General features: G+C 38.6%; 20 protein-coding genes. 9 read left to right on the forward strand and 11 right to left on the reverse strand.

The window, feature by feature from the left end; all coding sequences use genetic code 11:
* The first annotated feature begins 31 nt into the window (after positions 1-31).
* Together ppk2 (AWW67_RS14350) and ppk2 (AWW67_RS14355) are read left to right on the forward strand one after the other, a co-directional pair.
* Positions 32-931 (forward strand): polyphosphate kinase 2, encoded by a 900-nt coding sequence (gene ppk2, locus AWW67_RS14350; protein ID WP_245620767.1) that lies wholly within the window; start codon positions 32-34, stop codon positions 929-931.
* Positions 931-1713, forward strand: coding sequence for a polyphosphate kinase 2 (ppk2, locus tag AWW67_RS14355; RefSeq protein ID WP_053222063.1), 783 nt, complete (start codon positions 931-933; stop codon positions 1711-1713). The genes ppk2 (AWW67_RS14350) and ppk2 (AWW67_RS14355) overlap by 1 nt, the downstream gene beginning before the upstream one ends.
* 3 nt (positions 1714-1716) lie before the next feature.
* On the opposite strand, the gene AWW67_RS14360 is transcribed toward ppk2 (AWW67_RS14355), so the two are convergent.
* Positions 1717-2913, reverse strand: coding sequence for a DUF4934 domain-containing protein (locus AWW67_RS14360; RefSeq protein ID WP_062302585.1), 1197 nt, complete (start codon positions 2911-2913; stop codon positions 1717-1719).
* A 146-nt stretch (positions 2914-3059) separates the two neighbouring features.
* On the opposite strand from AWW67_RS14360, the gene AWW67_RS14365 reads away from it, so the two are divergent.
* The gene (locus AWW67_RS14365; RefSeq protein ID WP_062302586.1) at positions 3060-4637 is read left to right on the forward strand and encodes an NAD(P)/FAD-dependent oxidoreductase; all 1578 of its coding nucleotides are present in this window, start codon (positions 3060-3062) and stop codon (positions 4635-4637) included.
* Between the two features lie 204 nt (positions 4638-4841).
* Here the strand turns inward: AWW67_RS14365 and AWW67_RS14370 are convergent, their stop codons facing one another.
* The gene (locus AWW67_RS14370; protein WP_062302588.1) at positions 4842-5540 is read right to left on the reverse strand and encodes an aspartate/glutamate racemase family protein; all 699 of its coding nucleotides are present in this window, start codon (positions 5538-5540) and stop codon (positions 4842-4844) included.
* 96 nt (positions 5541-5636) lie between these two features.
* A complete protein-coding gene (locus tag AWW67_RS14375) occupies positions 5637-6845 on the reverse strand; it encodes a thioredoxin fold domain-containing protein (protein ID WP_062302589.1) in 1209 nt (402 codons plus the stop codon).
* Between the two features lie 100 nt (positions 6846-6945).
* Here AWW67_RS14375 and AWW67_RS14380 point away from each other — a divergent pair, with 100 nt between their 5' ends.
* Complete coding sequence (locus tag AWW67_RS14380) at positions 6946-7311, forward strand: CoA-binding protein (protein WP_062302590.1); 366 nt, start codon at positions 6946-6948, stop codon at positions 7309-7311.
* 104 nt (positions 7312-7415) lie between these two features.
* Positions 7416-9371: a DNA topoisomerase (ATP-hydrolyzing) subunit B gene (gene gyrB, locus AWW67_RS14385; protein WP_062302592.1), complete on the forward strand. Its 1956-nt coding sequence runs from the start codon at positions 7416-7418 to the stop codon at positions 9369-9371.
* Positions 9372-9512: 141 nt separating this feature from the next.
* On the opposite strand, the gene mnmA is transcribed toward gyrB, so the two are convergent.
* The 4 genes from mnmA to AWW67_RS14405 form a co-directional block, all read right to left on the reverse strand.
* On the reverse strand, positions 9513-10715 hold the full coding sequence (gene mnmA / locus AWW67_RS14390; protein ID WP_062302593.1) for a tRNA 2-thiouridine(34) synthase MnmA: 1203 nt from the start codon (positions 10713-10715) through the stop codon (positions 9513-9515).
* A 114-nt stretch (positions 10716-10829) separates the two neighbouring features.
* Positions 10830-11339: a hypothetical protein gene (locus tag AWW67_RS14395; protein ID WP_062302595.1), complete on the reverse strand. Its 510-nt coding sequence runs from the start codon at positions 11337-11339 to the stop codon at positions 10830-10832.
* Between the two features lie 152 nt (positions 11340-11491).
* Positions 11492-12184: a LytR/AlgR family response regulator transcription factor gene (locus AWW67_RS14400; protein WP_062302596.1), complete on the reverse strand. Its 693-nt coding sequence runs from the start codon at positions 12182-12184 to the stop codon at positions 11492-11494.
* Positions 12181-13308 (reverse strand): sensor histidine kinase, encoded by a 1128-nt coding sequence (locus AWW67_RS14405; protein WP_062302598.1) that lies wholly within the window; start codon positions 13306-13308, stop codon positions 12181-12183. The genes AWW67_RS14400 and AWW67_RS14405 overlap by 4 nt, the downstream gene beginning before the upstream one ends.
* Positions 13309-13519: 211 nt before the next feature.
* Here AWW67_RS14405 and AWW67_RS14410 point away from each other — a divergent pair, with 211 nt between their 5' ends.
* Together AWW67_RS14410 and AWW67_RS14415 are read left to right on the forward strand one after the other, a co-directional pair.
* Entirely contained in the window at positions 13520-14407 is an 888-nt protein-coding gene (locus AWW67_RS14410) for an ABC transporter ATP-binding protein (protein ID WP_062302599.1), read from the forward strand.
* A gap of 7 nt (positions 14408-14414) precedes the next feature.
* The gene (locus tag AWW67_RS14415; protein WP_071387148.1) at positions 14415-17981 is read left to right on the forward strand and encodes an ABC transporter permease/M1 family aminopeptidase; all 3567 of its coding nucleotides are present in this window, start codon (positions 14415-14417) and stop codon (positions 17979-17981) included.
* A 468-nt stretch (positions 17982-18449) separates the two neighbouring features.
* Here AWW67_RS14415 and groL read toward each other — a convergent pair whose 3' ends face one another.
* The 4 genes from groL to AWW67_RS14435 form a co-directional block, all read right to left on the reverse strand.
* The gene (groL, locus tag AWW67_RS14420; RefSeq protein ID WP_053222080.1) at positions 18450-20081 is read right to left on the reverse strand and encodes a chaperonin GroEL; all 1632 of its coding nucleotides are present in this window, start codon (positions 20079-20081) and stop codon (positions 18450-18452) included.
* Between the two features lie 30 nt (positions 20082-20111).
* A complete protein-coding gene (locus AWW67_RS14425; RefSeq protein WP_053222081.1) occupies positions 20112-20390 on the reverse strand; it encodes a co-chaperone GroES in 279 nt (92 codons plus the stop codon).
* A 299-nt stretch (positions 20391-20689) separates the two neighbouring features.
* Entirely contained in the window at positions 20690-21535 is an 846-nt protein-coding gene (locus tag AWW67_RS14430; protein ID WP_062302602.1) for a DUF2911 domain-containing protein, read from the reverse strand.
* Positions 21536-21680: 145 nt separating this feature from the next.
* Complete coding sequence (locus tag AWW67_RS14435; protein WP_062302603.1) at positions 21681-22220, reverse strand: DUF2911 domain-containing protein; 540 nt, start codon at positions 22218-22220, stop codon at positions 21681-21683.
* 136 nt (positions 22221-22356) lie between these two features.
* On the opposite strand from AWW67_RS14435, the gene AWW67_RS14440 reads away from it, so the two are divergent.
* Both AWW67_RS14440 and AWW67_RS14445 read left to right on the forward strand, forming a co-directional pair.
* Positions 22357-22953 carry a DNA-3-methyladenine glycosylase gene (locus tag AWW67_RS14440; RefSeq protein ID WP_062302605.1) on the forward strand — a complete coding sequence of 199 codons (597 nt, stop codon included), beginning with the start codon at positions 22357-22359 and terminating at the stop codon, positions 22951-22953.
* Positions 22935-23870, forward strand: coding sequence for a 2-hydroxyacid dehydrogenase (locus AWW67_RS14445; protein WP_062302606.1), 936 nt, complete (start codon positions 22935-22937; stop codon positions 23868-23870). Before AWW67_RS14440 ends, AWW67_RS14445 begins: the two co-directional genes overlap by 19 nt.
* The last annotated feature ends 3 nt before the right edge of the window (positions 23871-23873 follow it).

The raw sequence follows: 23873 nt of genomic DNA on the forward strand, positions 1-23873 counted from the left end.
ATTATTTTAACGCCAGAAATCAATTCGAATTATGAGCGAATTTTTAATAACAGATGATTCTGTTCAAAATAAGTTAACCAAAGACCAAATGCTTGATAATCGAGATTTCTCGAATATTAAGAATGGAGCCGATTTAGAGCGTTTACTTCAAGAAAAGGGTAGAGATTACTCGAAAGCTTTGTATAACCTCGAATATGAAAGACAGCTTGAAAAGCTCCAGATAGAATTGGTTAAACTTCAGCACTGGATTGCTGAAACTAAACAAAGAGTCGCTGTAATTTTTGAAGGGCGCGATGCAGCAGGAAAGGGTGGAACCATTAAGCGATTTACCGAGCACCTAAACCCGCGATCTATGCGCGTAGTAGCGCTGAATAAGCCTACAGATTTAGAAAAGGGGCAATGGTATTTTAGAAGATACATTAAGGAACTTCCTTATGCTGGTGAAATGGTTTTTTTCGATCGTAGTTGGTATAACAGGGCTGTGGTAGAGCCTGTTATGGGGTTTTGTGACGAAGATCAGTATCAGCGTTTTATGCGTCAGGTTCCAGAGTTTGAGCATATGCTTTTTGAAGATGGTGTTCATATAATAAAATTTTGGTTTTCAATAGGTAAAGATGAGCAAGTCAAACGCTTTAATGATAGACGAGCCAATCCCTTGAAACAATGGAAACTAAGTCCTGTGGATGAAAAGGGACAAGAAATGTGGGAAAGATATACCTATTACAAAGAGCAAATGTTTGCCCAAACGCATAACAGTTTCAGCCCTTGGGTTATCATAAAAACTAACACTAAAAAACAAGCCCGTTTAGAAAGCATCCGCCATGTACTTTCTAAGTTTGAGTACCCTGGTAAAAAAGAGGCAGATGTTGTGGTATTGCCCGACCCGAACATTGTAATGCGTTTCCACCGATCAATTTATCATTTGATATAATGTCTGAATTAAAATACAACTTTACAGATAAGGAACTGAAGCTCTTGAATAGCAATAAGGCGATTAAGCTATTGCTAAAAGACAAGAATAACATCAATCCCGAAAAGGTTTTGCGCTATGTGAAATATGAAAAGCGCCTTGAGGAGTTTCAGGTAGAACTTATCAAACTTCAGCAATGGGCCATTAATGAAGGAAAGCGAATTTGTTTGCTGTTTGAAGGAAGAGATTCAGCAGGAAAGGGTGGAGCGATTAGAAGGGTAACTCACCATTTGAACCCAAGAAATTACCGTGTAGTAGCCTTGCCAAAGCCTACTGAAGAAGAGCGTGGACAGTGGTATTTCCAACGTTATATTTCCCGTTTACCAAATCCAGGAGAAATCGTGTTTTTTGACAGAAGTTGGTATAACAGGGCCGTGGTAGAACCTGTAAATGGTTTCTGCACTAATGAAGAATATGAACGATTTATGCGCGAGGTCAATAACTTTGAAACTATGTTGACCAACGATGGTATCATTCTGTTGAAGTTCTATTTCTCGATTACAAAGAAAGAGCAAGCAGCTAGGTTTAAGGCTATTCTGGAAAACCCACTAAAGCGCTGGAAGATGTCGCCAGTAGATGAAATGGCGCAAGAACTATGGGATTCTTATACAGAGTATAGAGTGAGAATGTTTGCAGAAACAAACACGAAAAATAACCCTTGGATTGTGTTGAAAGCGAATAAAAAGACTTCAGCAAGAATTCAGGTTATTAGACATATTTTAGAGAAAGTGCCATATAAATAGCCCTTACTTGAGGTGGTATGCAATCATCACCAAAGGGGCTTCAATACTTAGGCTACTAGCGAAATCCAAAAAGGCCTGTTCTTTTTCATTGAACTGGCTTTTCTCTTCCTTCAATTTGCTGGCCCTTTCCAGGGCATAATCGGAGTCAATGATCATAATGATATCGCGATTACTAACTGTATGAGACCAGTAAAGTGGTAAACCTCCATCAACATTATTTTCTGAAGTGGTTTTTAATACAGTTTTAAGTTCATTTTTAGTGTCATAAATCAAACGGTAAATTCCATTATTACGAAATTCAGTAAGGAGTAAGTCCGTGTTTCCTTGTAAGTTTGGGGTGTGATAAGCTTTGTCTTTATTATCGTTAGGAGTTCCAATAAGGTCTCGATTAGATTTTTTGGGGTCAAAAGTATCATCAGGTAAAGCGTTGGAAGAGAAGTTCATTATAAACCGTGGAGTGAATTTGTCCCCTTGTTTTCTATAGATGGTGTCATTAAAATATGTGCTATAATAAGTTATGCCTCCTATGTTTTTCAAAATATTTCTTTCCTTGAAAGAGTGCGGGTTTTTGCCATTATGAATTTCTAGCTGACAGTCTGCCTTTTTGGTTTCCAAATTATATTGAACCACTTCGCAAGACTTTCCATTCTCACCTAGTTCGTTTGGTATTTTACCCGTTTGGAATAAATAATTACCCTCAACTTTGCTAAATGCTTGAGCCACAAAAGGTAGCTTCTCACTTCTTTCAAAAATACCATTTTCATTATAAATTATTAATCTTCCTCTGGCATCTAGCACTTCAATATTACTCTTATCTATTAAAAAATCCTGTACTTCTAGGTATTGGTCGGGGCCTTGCCCGGGTTTGGTAATGGCAAATTGAAAGTTACCTTTTAAATCATAAACAGAGAGCGATCGACCGGAGTAGTAATCAAAGATATAAATCAATCCGTCCTCAATTAAAACCTTGTCAATTCGGTAGGCACGATGTTCTGGATGATATTTCAACGCAGTATAGCCAATGTCATCAACTACATCCGACAATTTGCTTGGTGTAATTTCTGCAATAGAAATCACATCAACGTCTTCTAAACTAGAATCAGAGTTCTGGTTTTCAGAATTAGACCCACAGGATGATGTGAGAAAAATAACTGTAATGATTAATCCTGAAATTAGAAGTGCTTCTTTGGTTGATTTCATAAATATAAACTTAGCAAATATATTTTTGTGTTCTACCCAAATACGTACCTCTAGCCATGTTGTGGGGCAATAGGTTTGTTGATGTTTTGAATCTAAATTTGCAGGAAATAAAAGAACATTCACTTTAGAGATAAATACTCTACGCCATGCAAAAGACTATAAAAACTACGCTTCGCCCCGAAGAAGCCTTCACTCCAGAATTATTTGAGGCCATCATCCTGAAAAGGGCCAATATTACCAACCCTAAAAGTGTTCAGGTGCGGGCTTTAAAACGCTCCATCGATGCACGTTCTCGAAATGTAAAGGTGAATATTGAAGCGCAAGTCTTCATTAACGAAGAGCTTCCGCCTGTAATTTCCTACAAAAGAGATTATCCAGTAGTCACCAATGGCGAACCAGTCATTATTGTCGGTTTTGGGCCTGCTGGAATGTTTGCCGCATTGCGTTTAATCGAATTGGGTTACAAACCCATTGTTATTGAACGAGGCAGTGATGTGCAAAAAAGGAGACGCGATCTTGCTGCCATCAACAAAGATCATGTTGTGAATCCTGAATCCAACTATTGTTTTGGAGAAGGAGGAGCAGGTACTTTTTCTGACGGTAAGCTTTATACCCGTTCAAAAAAACGTGGTGACATTCTCAGAACCTTAGAGATTTTAGTTGCCCATGGTGCTACTGAAGATATTTTAGTAGATGCACATCCGCACATTGGCACCAACAAATTACCCAAAGTGGTACAAGAAATCAGACAGAGTATTTTAAATGCAGGTGGAGAAATTCATTTCGATACCAAAGTGGCTGACTTCATTATCAAGGAAAAAAGAATGACGGGAGTGGTTTTGGCAGACGGCTCTAAAGTAGAAGGCTTGGGTGTAATTTTAGCAACTGGCCATTCAGCAAGAGATATTTTCCATTTACTACAGAAGAATGAGGTATTGATTGAAGCGAAACCTTTCGCTTTGGGTGTAAGAATTGAGCATCCGCAATCACTGATCGACAAGATTCAATACCATTGCGATACTGATAGGGGCGAGTTTTTGCCAGCATCCTCTTACGCACTCGTTCATCAGACTTATCATGAAGGCAAACAAAGAGGTGTATTTAGCTTCTGCATGTGTCCGGGAGGTTTTATTGTGCCTGCGGCTACAGCTCCAGGCGAAGTGGTTGTAAACGGAATGAGCCCTTCAAGAAGGGATTCAGCCTTCGCTAATTCGGGTATTGTTTCGGCAGTTGAATTGGAAGACCTTACCGCGTATTCCAAATTTGGGGCTTTGGCTGGAATGGAGTTTCAGAGAGAAATAGAACAACGTGCTTGCCAGATTGCTGGAGGCACTCAAGCTGCACCTGCTCAGCGCATGACGGATTTCGTTAACGGCAGAGTTTCATCTTCTTTGAATGACACTTCCTATCAACCGGGCTTACTGTCTGTAGATATGCGTGAAGTATTGCCAGAGTCGATTCATTTGAGATTGAGAGACGCTTTCAAAGGCTACTCCAAGAAAATGAAGGGCTATTATACTAACGAAGCGCAAATAGTTGGAGTAGAGAGCCGAACTTCTTCACCTGTTAGAATTCCAAGAGATAAAGACAGCTTAGAACATGTGGAAATCAAAGGCTTATTTCCTTGTGGGGAAGGAGCAGGTTTTGCTGGTGGAATTGTTTCAGCCGCCATGGATGGTGAGAAATGTGCTGAAAGCCTAATTGCTAGTTTGAAAAGAAAGTAAAGAATCAGTAGGGGTAAATGTAAGATTGACTAAAATCCTCGTTGTAATCGAGGATTAGAGGGGTTTACTTAAATCTTCGTTTGAAACGAATATTAGTTGGTATAACCCTCCAAAAGTTGAAGATTCTATTTCATCAGTAATTAATTACCCCCTGAACTATGAATGAGAACTTTTGGAGGGTTGGCTAATTAAATAGAGCTATGATCAATCTTTTCCTAAAATAAAATCTACTGCTGCCTGAGAATGGATATGGGTAGTATTAAAAATGGGAACGTTTAGATCACTTTCAGAAATCATTAAAGGGAATTCTGTACAACCTAGAATAACACCTTCAGCACCCTGCGAAATCATTTTATTGATGGTGTCCAATACATATTGCTTAGATGATTCTTCGATCCGACCAAAAGTCAGTTCTTTCTGGATAATCCAATGCAGTTCTTCAATCACTTCTGGCATTTCAGGAACGAGTACTTCAATACCAGACTGTCCAATTCTACCGGTAATAAAATCCTCTTCCATGGTGAACTTCGTTCCAATAAAACAGACTTTGTTAATGCCTTTTCTTTTGATGGCTTGGGCTGTGGCATCAGCAATATGCAGCATTGCGACTTCAAGAGTTTCGTTTACTGTATCGAATACTTTATGAGGTGTATTTGCGCAGCACATAAGCGCTTCTGCTCCTGCAAGTTGAAGTCGTTTACCTGCATCAATAATCATATCAGCAATTGCTGCCCAATTACCTTCTCGTTGGTATTGGTGAATTAAAGATTGATTCAGATTGTAAAGCACTAAAGGAGGGTTGGTATTATCGCCAAAGTGCTCGTTCACCGCCTGATTAATATCTCGATAATACTCTACTGTGGAATGCCAAGAAGTTCCCCCGATTAAGCCTAGTGTTTTCATTTTTATTATTGGTGAATTCAATGGTGGAAAAAATACACGATAGAGACGTTCTGTAAGCGAGGCTACCGGATTAAAGTAGCAGGGTAATGGGTTATCCTAACTTCCCTTCATCTGCTGTACGGCAAGAATTAGGCTATCTGCCATTTCTCTTTGTTCATCATTTTGCGCAATGGTTTTGGCTTTTTCAATTTGCGCAATGGCTACATCATAATCGCCCAATAAACCTTTAGCGTAACCCAATAGGGCAGCGGCTTCAAAGTGAGTTGGGTTTATTGCTGTGGCTTGGGTAAGTAAATTGGCCGCAAATTGAAGCATGGCAACATCTTCTTGGTCTTCGATAATTTCGAGCCCATTACTAAATAGAAAATCAACTTTTGAATCTGCAGCCACATGATTATTCATATAGCTGTTTACTTCAAACTGATATTTTTGATAATTTCTACGCTGTCCAAAGTATAGTTTTTTAGTAATAAAGGCTGCTTCAGGAATTTCTACTTCTGGAAGAAATTCAGGCAATACTTCGCGAATCAACTGATACAGCAGGTTTTCGTCACCATATTTTATAGCAAGCTGAAGGTTGTCGTTGTAGATTGTTTTAAAGTAGTCTTCATATTCGTCTATACCATGCGCTTCAATAATCTCGCTCTTATGGGTTGTCATGTAGCCATAGGGGGCAGAGCTTAAGTGGTTTTCAAATCTAGATACCAACCATAGGTTTTCTACATTCTCTAGGTAGTCTACAAGCTTCAATTGACTGATGTAGTCTTTTGCTATCTCGGCAGCACGCTCAAAGTCTTTATTTTCAAGAATTCGGATCAATTCAAGCTTTTCTTCATTGGTAGCAATTAAGTCGTCATATTTCTTTTCTAGAATGGGAAGTTGAGCGAAATCATCTACAGCCCTTTGCCCATAGGCCATAAGGGCGGGGGCAGGAATAAAACCTAAAATGGTGTCAAAGATTTCTTGATCTTCGGTAATAAAGAATAACGTAGGCAAGCTTGATACGCCAAAAATATTGGCTAATTGAGCACCATATTCAGATTCCGTATCAAATTTTACATTAATAAAATTGTTGTTAAAGTATTTGATTACCTGATTATTAGTGTATACTTCTTCATCTAATTGATGACAGTATGCACACCAGTCGGCATAGGCATCTACAAACAAAAGTTTGTTCTGCGCTTTCGCCAATTCAACTACCTTTTGCCAATCTTTTTCATTCTTAATTTCGTTGAACAAAAGTGAATCACTAGCGAAAGTGAGGGTGGAAATAAATATTGATATTACTACTAATGGAACTCTCATAAATCTTTTGGATGTTCGAAGCCTAAACGAGTATGCTATACTCACATTGCAATCGCAAAGTTATTCATTTAGTTTCATGTCAATCGTTAATTATAGTTAAGTGAAAAAAACAGTAATCATTGGAAGTAATCCAAAAACGAACAATTACGCATTTATGGCAGCAGAAAGACTTAAAAACTACGGCCATGAATTTATTCCTATAGGTATTAGCGAAGGGCAAGTTTTGGGTAAATCAATTTTGAATATTCGTGATCAACCTCAAATAGATGAGGTAGATACCATTACACTCTACATCAATCCGCAACGCCAAATTGAGTGGTACAACTATATCCTTTCATTAAAGCCAAAACGCATAATTTTCAATCCCGGAACTGAAAATCAGGAACTTAAAAAGCTGGCCGAAGCCCAAGGTATAATTTGTGAAGAAGCCTGTACTTTAGTGATGCTTTCTGTGGGCAATTTCTAAGTTATTTTACGTATCTTCGTACGTTGTATGAGGGCGGTCTATTGTCCTTTGGATTTAATTCTGAAACCGACCGTAACCTCCTTTTTTAACAGTTTTTATTCACAATGAGCGAAGAGAAAAAGAATCAAGAATATTCAGCGGTTAACATTCAGGTTTTAGAGGGTTTAGAGGCGGTTAGAAAGCGGCCAGCCATGTATATTGGAGATATTGGGGTTAAAGGACTTCACCATATGATTTGGGAAGTAGTAGATAACTCTATCGATGAAGCCTTAGCAGGCCATTGCGATACCATTACAGTAACCATCGAAGAAGACAATTCAGTAGTTGTAACAGATAACGGTAGGGGAATTCCGACCGATATGCACGAAAAAGAAGGAAGGTCGGCACTAGAAGTAGTAATGACGGTACTTCACGCTGGTGGTAAGTTCGATAAGGATACTTACAAAGTGTCTGGAGGTCTTCACGGTGTGGGTGTATCCTGCGTAAACGCACTTTCATCTATGATGCTTGTGACGGTTGAGCGCGGTGGATCAAAATTTCAACAAGAATATTCAATAGGGATTCCTAAGTACCCTGTTAAAGAGATTGGTAAATCGGATAGAACCGGTACTACTGTTCACTTTAAGCCAGATGGTGATATTTTTACAGTTCTAGAATATAAGTATGAAACTGTAGCAGGAAGGTTGAGAGAACTCTCTTTCCTAAATGCGGGCATTACAATTACTCTAACCGATAAGAGAGAAAAAGATGATGATGGTAACTTCCTTGGCGAAGTATTTCATTCAGAAGGTGGTTTGAAAGAGTTTGTGGAGTATTTAGACGCTACCCGTGAAAAACTGATTGAAGAGCCAATTTATATCGAAAATATTAGGGGTGAAGTACCTGTTCAGGTAGCCATGAGTTATAACTCATCTTATGCTGAAAATGTAGTTTCTTATGTAAACAATATTAACACCATTGAAGGTGGAACTCACGTTTCTGGATTTAGAAGAGCATTAACACGAACATTGAAATCTTACGCAGATAAATCTGGTCTGCTTGATAAAATTAAAATAGACATTACCGGAGATGACTTTAGAGAAGGTCTTACGGCAATTATTTCTGTAAAAGTGGCAGAACCTCAGTTTGAGGGCCAAACTAAGACTAAGCTTGGTAATAATGATGTAATGGGGGCTGTTGAGTCTGCTGTGGGCGAAACCCTTCAATATTACTTAGAAGAAAACCCTAAAGCGGCTAAAACCATTGTTCAAAAGGTAATCCTGGCTGCGCAAGCACGTCATGCAGCCAGAAAAGCCCGTGAAATGGTACAAAGAAAGAATGTACTTTCTGGTACTGGTTTGCCTGGTAAACTTGCCGATTGCTCTGAGAAAGATCCTGCACTTTGCGAATTATACCTTGTTGAGGGAGATTCTGCGGGTGGTTCGGCCAAACAAGGTAGAGATAGAAACTTTCAGGCTATTCTTCCATTGAGAGGTAAAATTCTTAATGTAGAGAAAGCACAAGAACATAAGATTTATGATAATGACGAGATTAAGAATATAATAACGGCATTAGGTGTTTCTTTTGGTACAGAAGAAGATGATAAGGCGTTAAACTTATCGAAATTGCGTTACCACAAAATCGTAATCATGACGGATGCGGATATTGATGGTAGCCACATTCGTACCTTGATTCTGACTTTCTTCTTTAGATATATGAGACCATTGATTGATGCTGGGTACTTGTATATTGCGCTTCCTCCTTTGTACTTACTCAAAAAAGGGAAAGATCAGCGTTATTGCTGGGATGAGCAACAGCGAGCTCAGATTACCAAGGAAATGGCTGGAGAATCAGGAAAAGAAGATTCTGTAAGTATTCAGCGTTATAAAGGTTTGGGAGAGATGAACCCAGAGCAACTTTGGGAAACTACGATGGATCCAGAAACTAGAAGTATGAAACGTGTAACGGTTGAATCGGCAGTTGAGGCCGATCACTTGTTTTCAATGCTTATGGGCGATGAAGTACCACCTCGTAGAGACTTTATTGAAAAGAATGCGAAATACGCTAAGGTTGACGTTTAAGGCTTCTTAAGCTAGAAATACAAAACCCCATTGAACGAAAGTTGAATGGGGTTTTATTTTGGCCAATTATATCTTAACCCTTAGCAGTTTAGTGTTTATCTTTTAATATCTAATATCTAGTGTCTAGAATCTAACATAAAACTACTGAATCTCGCCAGAGCCTATTAACTCATTCTTGTCATACCAAGCTACAAACTGACCTGATGCAATTCCTTTCTGATATTCCTCAAAAATGATATAAAGGCCATCAGCCTCCATAAACAACTCTGCCTTTTCTAAGGGTTGTCTATATCGAATTCTAGCATCGTAAACTTTCGATTCACCTGTTTTTAATGCCATGTCTGGACGTACCCAATGCACTGCATTGGCTGGAACAAATAACCCCTTTCTTAATAATCCAGGATGGTTTTCTCCTTGACCAGTATAGATAACATTTTGCTTGGTGTCTTTATGAATTACAAAGAGTGGCTCTGGCGTTCCGCCAACAGCCAAACCCTTACGCTGACCAATAGTAAAATAATGCGCTCCATTGTGTTCGCCAATTTTTTTTCCGTCTGTTGGAGTATATTCGTAAGGTTTTGTGTGGTGTTTGAGCTCTTCTAGTTTTGTGTCAAAATGAAACACGTCTTTTTCAAGAAAGGAACTGAAATTAACCGCATCTGCTTCTAATTCGCGTATTTCCCCTTTTTTAGGAGCCAGTTGTTGCTGTAGAAAATCAGGTAATCTTACCTTGCCAATAAAGCAAAGACCTTGTGAATCTTTTTTGTCGGCTGTAATTAAGTCTGCCTCTTTGGCAATAGCCCTCACTTGGGGTTTTTGTAAATGCCCAATAGGGAAGAGCGCCTTGGCCAACTGATCTTGGTTCAGTTGACATAAGAAATACGACTGATCTTTATTAGCATCTGCGCCAGCTAATAGGCGATGAATTTCTTTTCCATTTTCAACAATAGTTTCCTTTTGACAGTAATGTCCGGTAGCTACAAAATCTGCCTTAAGCTTCATGGCAGCTTTTAAGAAAATGTCGAATTTCACTTCGCGGTTGCAAAGAATGTCTGGGTTGGGAGTGCGGCCTTTTTCGTATTCAGCAAACATATAATCTACGATACGTTCTTTGTATTGCTCACTCAAATCGATTACATGGAAAGGAATTCCGAGCTTTTCGGCTACGGCCAAAGCATCATTACTGTCTTCTACCCAAGGGCATTCTTCTGAAATAATCACCGAATCGTCTACCCAATTGCGCATAAACATGCCGATTACCTCATAACCTTGCTCTATCAACAGATGTGCTGTAACGCTTGAATCTACACCGCCCGAAAGGCCTACCACTACTCTTTTCGCCATTAATTTGAATTCTGAATTAGGCTAACACCAATTCTGCAAAAATAGTTGATTTGAAAATTAAAAAGTAATGTTGGTTTGAGGGGTTGGTTAAAGGGTTTTATATAGGGTGATTCTCTACTCGGGATTCAAGCCTGTAAGTTCATCATTATCTGGTTCTCCTAGGTTTAAAGCATAGTCTGCTACAATAATGCCATTGGCGCAGAATAGATTACCATGTTTCAGTGAAGTAGTTGGATTCAATGAGGTGGAAATCATATGAATGCCTTCTTGATAATTACCCATCACTACCATCTCTATTTTTGTGGTTGATCCATCTGCTAAAAATATGTTGTCATTGGGCATGAAGTGTTTTGCCATTTTCAGCTTTCCATTTTCTGTTAATATTTTCTGATCTGGAGAGCAAATAAGGCTTGAGTTATTCCCGAATCTAATATTTATCATATTCTGAGAAATGGGAGTGTTACCAGTGCCATTAGACATTTTGACTATTAATGGATTGCCTTTAGAAAGACCGCTTTGTGTAGAATAATTAAAGGTTTCTACTTTGTCTCCAATGGCAATATATTGAATAGCAACTGTTTTGTTATTTGGGATTGCTACGATTGTGTTTATGACTAATGACATGGTTTGAAAAATTTGGTGAAAAGTGATTTAAATAAAATTTAAAATCGGATAGTGATTTGTCTATTCAAATATGAGCCAATACTTACACAAATGCCTACTACTAAAGAGGGTTTAGGGCTTGTACCGAAAAAGGAGTATTGCCATTTTTTAAACTATTTATAAAGTTTTCCAACTGCACTCTTATACGTTTGCCCAATAGGCACTTCTTTCTGGCCAATCTTGATTCTGTTGCCTTCAATCAGGTTGATTTTGTCTAAAGCCACAATAAAGGATTTATGTACGCGTAGAAATTCATTTTCGTCAAGCAGCTCTTCGTAATACGAAATGTTTTCGTGACTAATAATCACTTCTTTTTCAAAATACAGTTTGCTGTAATTGCCATAGGCTTCCACAAACAAGATATCCTCAGACGAGATTTGATGATACTTTTTGTCTCCTTTGATAAAGAAACGACCGCGATTGGTCGGTGTTGATTCTGACTGTTTAGAAGGTGTTTTTGTGCCAATGGCCTTATTTACCGCCTTTACTAATCGGTCGAAACTGAAAGGCTTGAGTAAGTAATCGGCTATATTAAGCTCATAACCTTCTAAGGCAAATTCTTTGTAGGCTGTAGTGACAATTACGGCTGGTGGGTCGCTAAGTGTTCGTAGAAAATCAAAGCCTTTTAGTTTGGGCATGTTCAAGTCTAGAAAAATAAGGTCTACAGATTTGCTGTTTAAAAACTGAATGGCTTCCATGGCGTTGTAGCAGTTCTTTTCCAGTTTTAAATGGGGTAGCATATCACAAAACTCTTCAATTAGTTCGTGCGCTAATGGTTCATCGTCAACAATAATGTATTTTATCATTGGAGGCTTATTTTTAAATCTACAGCAAAGGTGCTGGCTGTTTTATGGATGTTCAGTTCGTGGGTTTTGGGATAAATCAATTCTAATCTACGCTTTAGGTTCTCTAATCCAATGCCTTCAGCTTCGTTGATTTCCATCGGTTCGTAATTATTTTCGATTTTGAAATGGATATTGTTGTTGGAACTGCTCAAATCCATTCTCACATAAGCCGAATCAGCCAAGGATTCAACACCATGTTTGAGAGCGTTTTCTAACAGAATAATAAACAAAAGGGGAGCTACCTTAACTTCTTGCTCAATACTATGACTGAACTCAATATTGACCTTTTTCTGGTACCTGATTTTGTGTAGTTCAATGTAGTTTTCCAAATAAGTCACTTCTTCGCGAAGCGGCACAAATTCCTTTTTCCCTTCATAAATGGTATAGCGCATCATATCCGAAAGCTTCAGAATTACCTCAGGTGCTTTATCCGAATGTTTCACCGTAAGGGAATAGAGATTATTCAGTGTATTGAAGAAAAAATGTGGGTTGATTTGGGTTTTGAGCAACTCCAATTCCGCTTTTGACTTATCGGCCTTGAGTGTTTTCAACCATTTCCACTGATCATAAACCCATACTAAAATCAAGAAAGGAATTGGCAAAAAGAAGAGAGCAAAGGCTGTTTCTTTGTCATTGCTCACATAATCTTCAAAACTGATTGCCGACAGACGCACGTAAAAGAAATAGACCAAAATAATAGCGTACGCTCCAATAATATAACGCTGATATTTAGTAAAAAACTTGGGTATAAACAGGTAAAACAAACCAAGCCATAAAGTAACTAACAAGAAGATGGTTCCAGGGTTATCTGGAATATTGAAATAGCTGTCGATGACTACCATTAAAATAAGGCAAACAGAAAGCCCTAGTACTTTATAGGCCACCAACTTATGTTGAAGAATGTATTTGTATTTATAAATGGGGAAAGAAAAGACTAGCCACCAAAAAACAAAGAACAGTGTATTGGTTAACCATTCATCGGGATCAATCAAAATTAACTTAAGACTAGAAAGTATTTGGGTCAGCACCAATAAGATTGCCAAGCCAATAAGAAAGCCGCTGTATTTTTTAAGAAAAGCCATCATTGTTCAAAAATACCATTCCCTCAATATGCAACAAGCAATTTGGACATACACTAACAAAAGCCATATGAACGCTGTGTTTTTTATGTCCAACCGTAATTGATCATAGCTGGTAAGGGTTTGACATGGAATTAGATGCGATCGTCATCTTTAATTGTACAGTTTTTTCATTGCAATTAGGTTCGAGAAATTGAAAAATTAACTCGTACCGACTATGAACACGCTTAGCATACAACAGCTTTCTAAAACTTACTCAAACGGTGTTAAAGCCTTAAACAATGTATCGCTCACTATCACCAACGGAATGTTTGGTTTGCTTGGCTCAAACGGAGCAGGTAAATCATCTTTAATGCGAACCATCGCTTCGTTGCAAGAGCCTTCGGCAGGCATTATTAAGTTTAATGATGTTGATATTATTGCTCAACCTGAAGAGGTGAGGAGTAAGCTGGGTTATTTACCACAAGAGTTTGGAGTGTACCCAAAAGTCTCTGCCGAGCAATTGATCAATCATATTGCGGTATTGAAAGGGCTATCAAACAAGGCGGAAAGGAAGGAGCAGGTAACAGCGCTTTTACAACAAACCAATTTATATCAGCACAGAAAAAAATCGGTACATACTTATTCTGGGGGAATGCGTCAACGATTTGGCATTGCACAGGCATTACTTGGAAATCCTCAGTTGATTATTGTGGATGAACCTACCGCTGGTCTTGACCCTGAAGAGCGAAATCGCTTCTTAAATTTGCTTAGCGAAATAGGAGAGAACGTAATCGTTATTCTGTCTACCCACATTGTTGAAGATGTATATGACCTCTGCCCCAAAATGGCCATTCTTTCAGAAGGGGCAATTGTAAAAGAAGGCAGCCCAATGAAACTGGTCGCTGAATTGAACAATAAAATCTGGACGAAATCTATTCCTAGAACCGAGCTTTCTGAATACAAAACGCAGTACAATGTGATCTCTACTAAATTGGTTTCTGGACAAACCCAGATACGCGTTTTGGCTGATTCTTGCCCTGCAGTCGGTTTTGAGCAACAGATCCCTGATTTAGAAGATGTCTATTTCGCATCTATCCAAAAAGCAAAAAACGCCTCAAACTGATATTGCTATGATTATTGATTTATTGAAATTCGAGGTCTTTTATCAGCGAAAACAACGAGCACTTATTGGCCTTTCTATTATTTTCTTGTTGTATGGCCTTATGATAGGCAAGCAGAATTTTGCTCCAGCCAACGTTAACTTTAACTCGGCACATCAAATTAGTTACTATACTTCATTTATGTCGCTGGGCACGGTATTCATTATCATGTTTTTCGCCATTAGCGGACTATTACGTGATTTAAGGTATAAAATGGACAGTATTATATTCACTACTTCCATCACCAAATTTCAGTTTTTTGTAAGTCGATTTTTTGGAGTTTTTCTATTTGGACTATTGACATTTTCCCCATTCTTTATTGGCTTTTTAATTGGTACGCAGTCTCCTGGTCTTGATCCAGATCGTTTATCAGACTTCAATCTCATGGCCTATTTGTGGCCTTGGGTTATCTTTATTTTGCCGAATACTTTTATCGTTTCGGCAATCCTTTTTTCGGTGGCACTATTAACCAAGAATAACATAGCCACCTATTTAGGTGCCACTAGCATTTACGTACTCTATATTGTCTGTTCTATTGTGCTCAACTCACCTTTGATTGCACAATCTATTCCACCCACAGAAAGTGGAATGATGATAGCTGCTTTGCTTGATCCATTCGGAATTGCTGCATTTTTTCAACAAACTCAGTTTTGGACTCCTTTTGAAAAGAACACCGAATTACTATCGCTTTCAGGATTTTTATTACAGAATAGATTGATTTGGGTGCTTTTTGGTTTTGGCATATTAGCGCTTAGCTATAAATTCTTCTCGTTCAAAATGGTCAATCAAAGGCTGAAGAAGGAAAAGAAGGCAGTAAGGACTAAGGTGTGTAAAACAACTTATCGCCCTATTGATATTAACCTTAATGCTAAGGGAAGACGGTTGGCATTTACTTCATTAATAGAATCAGATATGAGGGCTACTTTTAAAAGTCTCCCTTTTTGGGTCATCATTTTAGCTTGGCTTTTTATTGTAATTTCAGAATTTGTTTCAAGAATTCAAGGAGGCGGTGAATACCACGATAGCCTTTATGCTACCTCGAACATTTTGATTAACAATTTTTTACAGCCGCTCGAAATTTTTGCTCTACTTCTCATTGTTTTTTATAGTGGCGAACTAGCCAATAGAAGCAGGGATTACAAATTCGAAGGAATTCTAGATGTTACACCGGTTTCAAATATTGCCTTATTCTTGTCCAAATGGGTAAGCTTACTACTGCTGCCCATTATTCTGATTTCTTCGGCCATATTAATGTCAGTGGTTTTTCAAATCTCAACAGGATTCTATGAATTCAATTGGCCATTGTATGCTTCTTTGTATTACTATAATGGAGCACCCTTTGTGCTTTACAGCTTATTTGCACTATTTCTCCAATCTATAATTCCTAATAAATACTTGGGCATGGGGCTGACGGTGCTCGCTATTGCCCTGCTCAATTTTGCAGGCCCTTCCATTGGTATTCAGCATCCGTTGTTGCGTTTAGGTTTTATTCCATTACCCAGTTATACCGAGATGAATGGCTTTGCTCAGAACACAAAGGCTTTTTATCACCTTACCATGTATTGGTTTTCGTTGGGTGGAATTTTGGCTCTTATTTCGTTCAAGATTCTGAAAAGAGGAGCGAATTTAGATTTTAGATCTCAAGTTCAAAAATTTACTAGTAGTTGGAGGAAAAGTCAGCTTACTGCGGTAAGTGTCTTTGGCGTTTTATTTTTGAGTTCAGGAAGCCTTATTTATTATAACACTAATGTGCTGTCGGAGTACAGAAGTATAGACGACTACCTTAATACACAAGAACGCTATGAGCGTAAATTCAAGCAATTTCACGGCTTAGCAACATTAAACCGGATAGCACTGAAAACGGAATTGGACTTGTATCCGAATGAACAAAGTTATGACCTAAGAGCAAATGAGATTTTGAAGAATGAAAGCTCAAAATCTATTTCTGAAATGCTTGTTCAAGAGAAAGAACAAATGGCTAATATTCAAATTGAAGGTGCAAATTTGGTGGAGTATGATAGCCTGACTGGAACTTATCTTTTTGAATTTAAACAGCCAATTCAGCCTGAAGAAGAGGTAGAGATGACTTATGAAATTAATAAGCGAATAAAAGGCTATGAAGTAAATAATTCGGTAGTAAAGAATGGTACATACCTTTCCTTCAATGCCTTTTACCCTAGTTTTGGTTATAATGTTGGTAGTGAAATTGCTAATAATTTTGAGCGTGAAAAGAGAGGTTTACCAAAAAAGGAGCGAGAGGCATCAATTGAAGATCACTTAGAAGTTTATGGCAACAAATTAGACAGGGCCACTTTTGAAACTGTGATTTCAACAGAAGCCAACCAAACCGCTGTTTCTTCTGGCAACTTAATCAATCAGTGGACTGCTGACAATAGAAACTATTTTCACTATAAAGCCACTTTAGCAATTTTGCCAGCTATAGGTTATTTCTCTGCTGACTTTGCCATAAAGAAGGACGAACACAATGGTGTTTCCATCGAACAATACTATCACCCTAGCCATAGCTATAATATTGATCGCATTACTGAAAGCACTGAGTTAACGCTAGATTACTGCATCGAAAATTTTGGTGCATATCCGTTTGACTACATCCGCATTGCAGAAGTGCCTGCCCATTGGAGTTTTGGAGGCTACGCTCACCCTGGCCTTATCAGTATGGTGGAAGATAGGCTTTACCTAGCTGATATTCGTGATCCAAATGGCTTCGATATTGTAGCAAAACGAACCATTCACGAAGTGGCGCATCAATGGTGGGGACATATATTATCGCCCAATAGAGGAGAGGGAGCAAGTTTTTTCGTAGAAGGCTTAGCCAAATACACCGAGGCTATAATAATGGAGAAACGCTACGGAAAAGGTTCGGTTTGGAACTTGGCTGAAAACGCTAACAGACGCTATTTTCAAGGAAGGTCTTTTGCTAGTGAGCCTGAACCGCCTATTTATAAACAATTGGGAGAGAGTTATATTGGCTACGGGAAGAATTTAACGGTGATGTTGGCCTTGATAGATTTAATAGGAGAGGAGGCTGTAAATCAGGTGCTAAAAACGATTACTGATCGGCAAAGAGCTGATTATGATTATTCAGTAAATACCTTGGTTTTGCTGGATGAACTGTACAAAGTAACTCCTAATCAATATCATGCGCTGATTGACGATTGGTTCAAGAAAGTAATCACCTACGATTTATCTGTGGAAGAGGCGGAATATCAACAACTGGAATCTGGTAAGTATGAGGTTTCGTTAACCATAAACGCTAAACGTTTTCATACTCAAGAAAATGGTGCTTCAGAACAAATAACCATGGACGAACCTATTTCAATAGGCCTTTTTACAGCATCACCTGAAAATGTTAGTAATGAAGAGTCGATTATTTATTTGGCACCTCATCAGGTCAATCAAACGCAAAAGCAATTCAAGTTGATTGTCGACCAACTGCCAACACATGTTTCTATCGATCCATTCGGCACTCGATCAGATGAGAATTTATTTGATAATACAATTCGCTTATTAAAGTAGTAATAGTTAGTCACAGGTTTAGAAAGCTACGACAGTGGCTTTGCTTTAAGGGCTTTGCATTAAATCTTCGTTGCAAACGAAGATTAGTAGAGTTTGTGCCACTGACTTAGCTTTAGCAGCTACGTTTGCTCTCCAGTCATCCCCGTAGGGATCTTTTTCAGTAATACAGAGGTCGTGATTCTCTTATGCGGAATGTAATTAATCGTGCGCAGCTGATTTTCTTTCCCTGAGGTTACGAAGGGTCTAAAAAACTATATTACTTTCAATACACTTTAAGGACAGAGTCCTTTATCAATTGATGGTCACAGGTTCGGAGAACCTGCGACAGTGGTATCAATCCATCCATTGTAAGCAATAGAATAGCATATGAGTGTAGGCCTAAACACAAAAGAGCCTGACTCTTTCGAATCAGGCTCTCCATATTTCTAAGTACTAGGTACTAAGGACTTAATACTAATCGCTTCGCGATTACATCATGCCGCCCATTCCACCGCCCATTGGAGGCATTGGCATTCCGCCACCTTCTTCAACTTCTTCTGCAATTACGCATTCAGTAGTCAATAGAAGTGCAGCAATAGAAGCAGCATTTTCAAGTGCTAAACGAGTTACTTTAGTTGGGTCAATTACACCCGCAGCAATTAGGTTTTCATACTTTTCAGTACGAGCGTTGTAACCGTAATCCGCTTTACCGTTTTTCACTTCGTTTACTACCACAGAACCTTCACCACCACAGTTGGCAACAATTGTTCTTAACGGAGATTCAATTGCTATTCTGATGATGTTAACACCAGTAGCTTGGTCTTCGTTGTCGGTTTCTACGCTATCTAAAGCAGCAGCTGCTCTGATAAGCGCTACACCACCACCAGCAACTACACCTTCTTGTACGGCTGCTCTGGTTGCGTGCAATGCATCGTCAACTCTGTCTTTTTTCTCTTTCATTTCTACTTCAGTAGCAGCTCCAATGTAAAGGATGGCTACACCGCCAGAAAGTTTCGCAAGTCTTTCTTGCAATTTCTCTTTGTCATAATCAGAAGTAGTGTTTTCAATTTGCTGTTGGATTTGCGCTACTCTAGCTTTGATATCGGCTTCAGAACCTGCACCATTTACAATGGTAGTGTTGTCTTTGTCGATATTTACTTTTTCAGCAGTACCTAGGTACTCCATGGTAGCGTTTTCTAACTTATAACCTCTTTCTTCAGAAATTAAAGTTCCACCAGTTAAGATGGCAAGGTCTTCCAACATTGCTTTTCTTCTGTCGCCAAAGCCAGGAGCTTTAACCGCAGCAATTTTTAGAGAACCTCTGATTTTGTTTACAACTAAAGTTGCAAGGGCTTCGCCATCTACATCTTCAGAAATAATCAATAAAGGCTTTCCGCTCTGAGCTACTGGCTCAAGGATTGGAAGTAACTCCTTCATTGAAGAGATTTTTTTGTCGTAGATCAAGATGTATGGATTATCCATCTCTACTTCCATTTTCTCTGTGTTGGTTGCGAAGTATGGAGAAAGGTAACCTCTGTCAAACTGCATACCTTCTACAGTTTTTACTTCAGTTTCAGTACCTCTGGCTTCTTCAACAGTAATTACACCGTCTTTACCAACTTTGTCCATCGCATCAGCAATCATTTGCCCGATTTCCTCATCGTTATTGGCAGAAATGGTAGCTACTTGCTTGATTTCGTTAGAGTTCTGGATTGATTTTGATTGACTTTGAAGGTTAGCAACTACTGCAGAAACTGCTTTGTCGATACCTCTTTTCAAGTCCATTGGGTTTGCACCAGCGGCAACATTTTTAATACCAATGTTGAAGATTGATTGAGCAAGAACAGTGGCAGTAGTAGTACCGTCACCAGCGCTATCAGCAGTTTTAGAAGCAACTTCTTTAACCAACTGAGCACCCATATTTTCGATTGGCTCTTTTAGCTCGATTTCTTTTGCTACAGAAACACCATCCTTAGTTACAGTAGGGGCACCGAATTTTTTGTCGATGATTACGTTTCTACCTTTTGGACCCAATGTTACTTTTACAGCATCTGCCAAGGTGTCAACACCTTTTTTCAGCTGATCTCTAGCGTCATTACGAAAGAATAATTCTTTAGCCATTTTATTTTAGATTTTTAATTTCTGATTTGATTAAACAATTGCAAAAATGTCAGACTCTCTCATGATTAAGTAGTCTTTACCTTCTACTGAAATCTCAGTGCCAGCATATTTACCGTACAATACAGTGTCGCCAACTTTTACAGTTAAAGGCTCATCTTTTTTTCCAGCTCCAGCTGCTACTACAATACCTTTTTGTGGTTTTTCTTTCGCAGTGTCAGGAATGATTAAACCAGAAGCAGTTTTTTCTTCAGCAGCGGCAGGTTCTACTAGAACTCTGTCGGCTAATGGAGTGATGTTTACTTTTGACATTTTCTATAAATAGTTAAGTGTTAAAACAATTTGTCGAGGAGCCCATTTGCATTAAATGTGCCAATCGCTAAACGTGAAGTTTTGTCAGGTTTTTGTCAGTTGTTTATCTAGAATAAGGTATTCAGGCAATGACAAGGATATGTTTTTGTCAGACTTTTTGTTTAGTGGACTGAAAGGTAAGCCTTACTGTCAGGTGCAGAATATTTTGACTGATTTCTTATTTCAATTCAAGCCCATAAAAAGAAAAAAGAGGGTGCCGTTTTGGCAACCTCTTTCTGTATTTTTCAGCTATAGTAATCTTACTTTAACGAAGCAATCAACTTCTCGTTCAACCTAACATAATCAGGGTTTCCACCAGTTTTGGCCAGTGCCATTGATTTTTGAGCCGAAGCAATGGCTTCTTTATTCATTCCTAATCTGGCTTGTAATTTGGCTTTGAGGTGAATTACCCAATATTGCTCATCTGCGCTACCTGCTATGGCCTTGTTTACCCACTCTAAAGCCAATTGAGGATCACGATTTGTGTCATAATAATAACCAGCAGCTTGAAAGTATACACCAGCATCAGAAGGTTTTTTGTCGATTACTTGGGCTTTTATATCTGCCATTACTTTGCTGTCCACATCTGATTCGATCGTGAACATTGCTTTAGTATGTTCCCACTTCATGTTAAAGTTGGCAGAGTTCATCGTAAAGTCTGAAAAGCTAATAGTAAAGGTTTCGTACATGCTGCTTGGGTGTTTTACGGGCACATCAAATCTTAAAAGATCGTCCTTTTTGTCATAACCAATAGCGCCCCACCAAGTAAGGTTTTTGCTCAAAATAATAGTAGCTACTTCTTCTGTAAATATTGTATAAAGAGCATAGGTGCCAGCAGGCACAGGGTTGCCATTTAATTTTACGTTTTCACTAAAAGTAATTTTTGTTGAAGCATTAGCACCTGTTCTCCATACTTCATTGTAAGGAATCAATGCACCTGCCACTTGTCGGCCACGGGCGCTGGGTCTAGAATAGACTACTTTTACTTCTGCCAAACCTACGGTGCCTTTCAGCTCAAAAGTTGGGCTGGCAGGAGGCATTTTAATTTGGGCTATGGCCATTACACTAATTAATAGTGCAGTTAGTACAAATGAATATTTTCTCATGTTGTTTTGTGTTTGTGCGGTTCAAATATAAAGGATTACTCTGTAACAGTTCAGCAATCCGTTTTCCCTTAATTAAGTTCAATTGGGTATAAAAAAAGGTCGAACCATTTTGGTCGACCTTATCTTATACTTTTTTCTGTGCGAATTAGTTGTTCACTTTTATCGGGAATTTCACAGAAAGATTTCCCCAAGCTAATTCGATATTTCCTTTGTCTTTAGAGTTTTTATCGAAATCAGTAAGGTTGATCACAAAAGTCTCAACGTTGTTAGAAGTTTTAGTTACCGGAACAAAGAAGCTTAATACATCACCAGAGTTGTCATAAGCCGTTCCCCATTTATCAGTAATGCTGCTAATAATAATTTTCCAAGTAGTGTCACCAGGCACAGTCCATAATGAGTAGCGTCCAGCTTTAATCGGTTTACCGTTAATCATTACGTCTTTATCAAAACCAATAATAGTATTCATGTCGGCTCCAGTACGCCACACACCATTGTTTAATTTATTTACCAATTCGTTTACATCTCTTCCATCAAGGCTAGGGCGGCTATACACCAATTCCATTTCGGTAGTTCCAATCATTTGTTTTACTGTAACCAATGGGCTAGCAGCAACTCTTTGAGCAAAGGCATTTTGAGTAAAAACAAAAAGGCCAAGCATTACAATTAAGGTCAGTGTTCTTTTCATAGGTATAAATTTAGTGGTAAATTTTTAAAATCGAATTTTGATTCATTACTCTAAACTGAATTTCTTGTTTTAGGTTCAGTATAATAAGTTCGATGCAAAGGATTTCGGTAGTGTTTGGTCAGTAATATTTCATTTAATGCAATTAACTCGGAGCTTTTACGAAAGGAATAATGTAGATGTTTTAGCTAAGAAGCTTTTGGGCAAAAAGCTTGTTACCAACTTTAATAGCGTGATTACTGCTGGTTTTATCACCGAAGTTGAAGCGTACTCTGGCAGAAACGATAAAGCCTGCCATGCAAATAACGGACTGCGTACTGCTCGAACTGAAGTGATGTATGGAGCTGGAGGCCATGCTTATGTCTATCTCTGTTATGGAATTCATCATATGATTAATGTTGTAACGAATGTAGAAGGGCAGGGCGATGCAGTTTTGATTAGGGCGTTTGAACCGATCGAAGGAATTGATACAATGCTTGAAAGAAGAGGGTTTGATAAGTTGACCAAAGCATTAACTTCGGGCCCAGGAAATGTAGGTAAGGCTTTGGGTTTAGATACTAAAACGCATAATGGACTTAGCCTTTTGGAAAATGAAATATGGATTGAAGACCAAGCCGAAGTTTCCGAAGAGCAAATAATTTCAACTACACGAATAGGGGTGGATTATGCCGAAGAAGACGCATTGAAACCTTGGCGATTTTACATTAAAGATTCAAAATGGGTAAGCAAAAAATAGACATTCTACTTTCAACTTCAGTATGGGATCCAAAAGCGTGGATTGAAGGATTAAGCCAGTCGGAATTGGTAGGTAAAATTCATGTTTGGCCTACGGAAGAAGATTTGAGTAATGTACAAGCACTTTTTGTTTGGAAGCCTTTGGCTGAAGGAGTAATTGAAAAACTGCCCAACTTAAAATGGATCAGCTCGCTCGGGGCAGGGGTAGATCATTTAATGACGGACCCTCAAATTCCAAGAAATATTCCCATCACCCGAATTGTAGATCCGAACTTAACTACCGACATGACCAATTATGTGATGATGAGCGTAATCATGCATCAAAGAAATTTCAGATTGCTTCAGCAGAACCAACAAAAGTCTCACTGGGAACGCATTACCTACAATAAACTCCGAGTAGGGGTAATGGGGCTTGGAGAACTTGGTGGACATTTGGCTAAACAACTTTATGCGGCTGGTTTTGAGGTTTCAGGCTATTCTAGAACTCAAAAGCAGATTGAAGGAGTGAAGTGTTATGATGAAAATCAGCTCGATACATTCCTTTCTGAACTAGATGTTTTGGTCAATTTACTGCCCATCACTCCCAAAACGGTTGGTATTTTGAACTATGAACTGCTCAGCAAAACGCCAAAAGGTTGTTACTTGATTAATGTAGCCCGAGGTAATCATTTAGTAGATAATGACCTAATAAAACTTATTGATGAAAATCGCCTTTCTGGTGCTATGTTAGATGTTTTTCACCAAGAACCACTTCCAAATGACCATCCATTTTGGGCACACAATAAGATAACGGTTACCCCTCATGTGGCCAGCGTAACCTCACCAGAATCGGCTTTAAACCTTCTAAAAGAAAACATCGAAAGGTTAGTTAACGAAACACCATTACTGCACCAAGTCGATCTGAATAGGGGATACTGAATT

Source organism: Roseivirga seohaensis (assembly GCF_001592945.1).
GTDB classification, from domain to species: Bacteria; Bacteroidota; Bacteroidia; order Cytophagales; family Cyclobacteriaceae; genus Roseivirga; species Roseivirga seohaensis.

Bases quoted from the DNA above. Each gene is read 5' to 3' on its own strand.
- ppk2 (WP_245620767.1), top strand. From the start codon at position 32: ATGAGCGAATTTTTAATAACAGATGATTCTGTTCAAAATAAGTTAACC.
- ppk2 (WP_053222063.1), top strand. From the start codon at position 931: ATGTCTGAATTAAAATACAACTTTACAGATAAGGAACTGAAGCTCTTG.
- AWW67_RS14360 (WP_062302585.1), bottom strand. From the start codon at position 2,913: ATGAAATCAACCAAAGAAGCACTTCTAATTTCAGGATTAATCATTACA.
- AWW67_RS14365 (WP_062302586.1), top strand. From the start codon at position 3,060: ATGCAAAAGACTATAAAAACTACGCTTCGCCCCGAAGAAGCCTTCACT.
- AWW67_RS14370 (WP_062302588.1), bottom strand. From the start codon at position 5,540: ATGAAAACACTAGGCTTAATCGGGGGAACTTCTTGGCATTCCACAGTA.
- AWW67_RS14375 (WP_062302589.1), bottom strand. From the start codon at position 6,845: ATGAGAGTTCCATTAGTAGTAATATCAATATTTATTTCCACCCTCACT.
- gyrB (WP_062302592.1), top strand. From the start codon at position 7,416: ATGAGCGAAGAGAAAAAGAATCAAGAATATTCAGCGGTTAACATTCAG.
- mnmA (WP_062302593.1), bottom strand. From the start codon at position 10,715: ATGGCGAAAAGAGTAGTGGTAGGCCTTTCGGGCGGTGTAGATTCAAGC.
- AWW67_RS14395 (WP_062302595.1), bottom strand. From the start codon at position 11,339: ATGTCATTAGTCATAAACACAATCGTAGCAATCCCAAATAACAAAACA.
- AWW67_RS14400 (WP_062302596.1), bottom strand. From the start codon at position 12,184: ATGATAAAATACATTATTGTTGACGATGAACCATTAGCGCACGAACTA.
- AWW67_RS14405 (WP_062302598.1), bottom strand. From the start codon at position 13,308: ATGATGGCTTTTCTTAAAAAATACAGCGGCTTTCTTATTGGCTTGGCA.
- AWW67_RS14410 (WP_062302599.1), top strand. From the start codon at position 13,520: ATGAACACGCTTAGCATACAACAGCTTTCTAAAACTTACTCAAACGGT.
- AWW67_RS14415 (WP_071387148.1), top strand. From the start codon at position 14,415: ATGATTATTGATTTATTGAAATTCGAGGTCTTTTATCAGCGAAAACAA.
- groL (WP_053222080.1), bottom strand. From the start codon at position 20,081: ATGGCTAAAGAATTATTCTTTCGTAATGACGCTAGAGATCAGCTGAAA.
- AWW67_RS14425 (WP_053222081.1), bottom strand. From the start codon at position 20,390: ATGTCAAAAGTAAACATCACTCCATTAGCCGACAGAGTTCTAGTAGAA.
- AWW67_RS14430 (WP_062302602.1), bottom strand. From the start codon at position 21,535: ATGAGAAAATATTCATTTGTACTAACTGCACTATTAATTAGTGTAATG.
- AWW67_RS14435 (WP_062302603.1), bottom strand. From the start codon at position 22,220: ATGAAAAGAACACTGACCTTAATTGTAATGCTTGGCCTTTTTGTTTTT.
- AWW67_RS14440 (WP_062302605.1), top strand. From the start codon at position 22,357: ATGCAATTAACTCGGAGCTTTTACGAAAGGAATAATGTAGATGTTTTA.
- AWW67_RS14445 (WP_062302606.1), top strand. From the start codon at position 22,935: ATGGGTAAGCAAAAAATAGACATTCTACTTTCAACTTCAGTATGGGAT.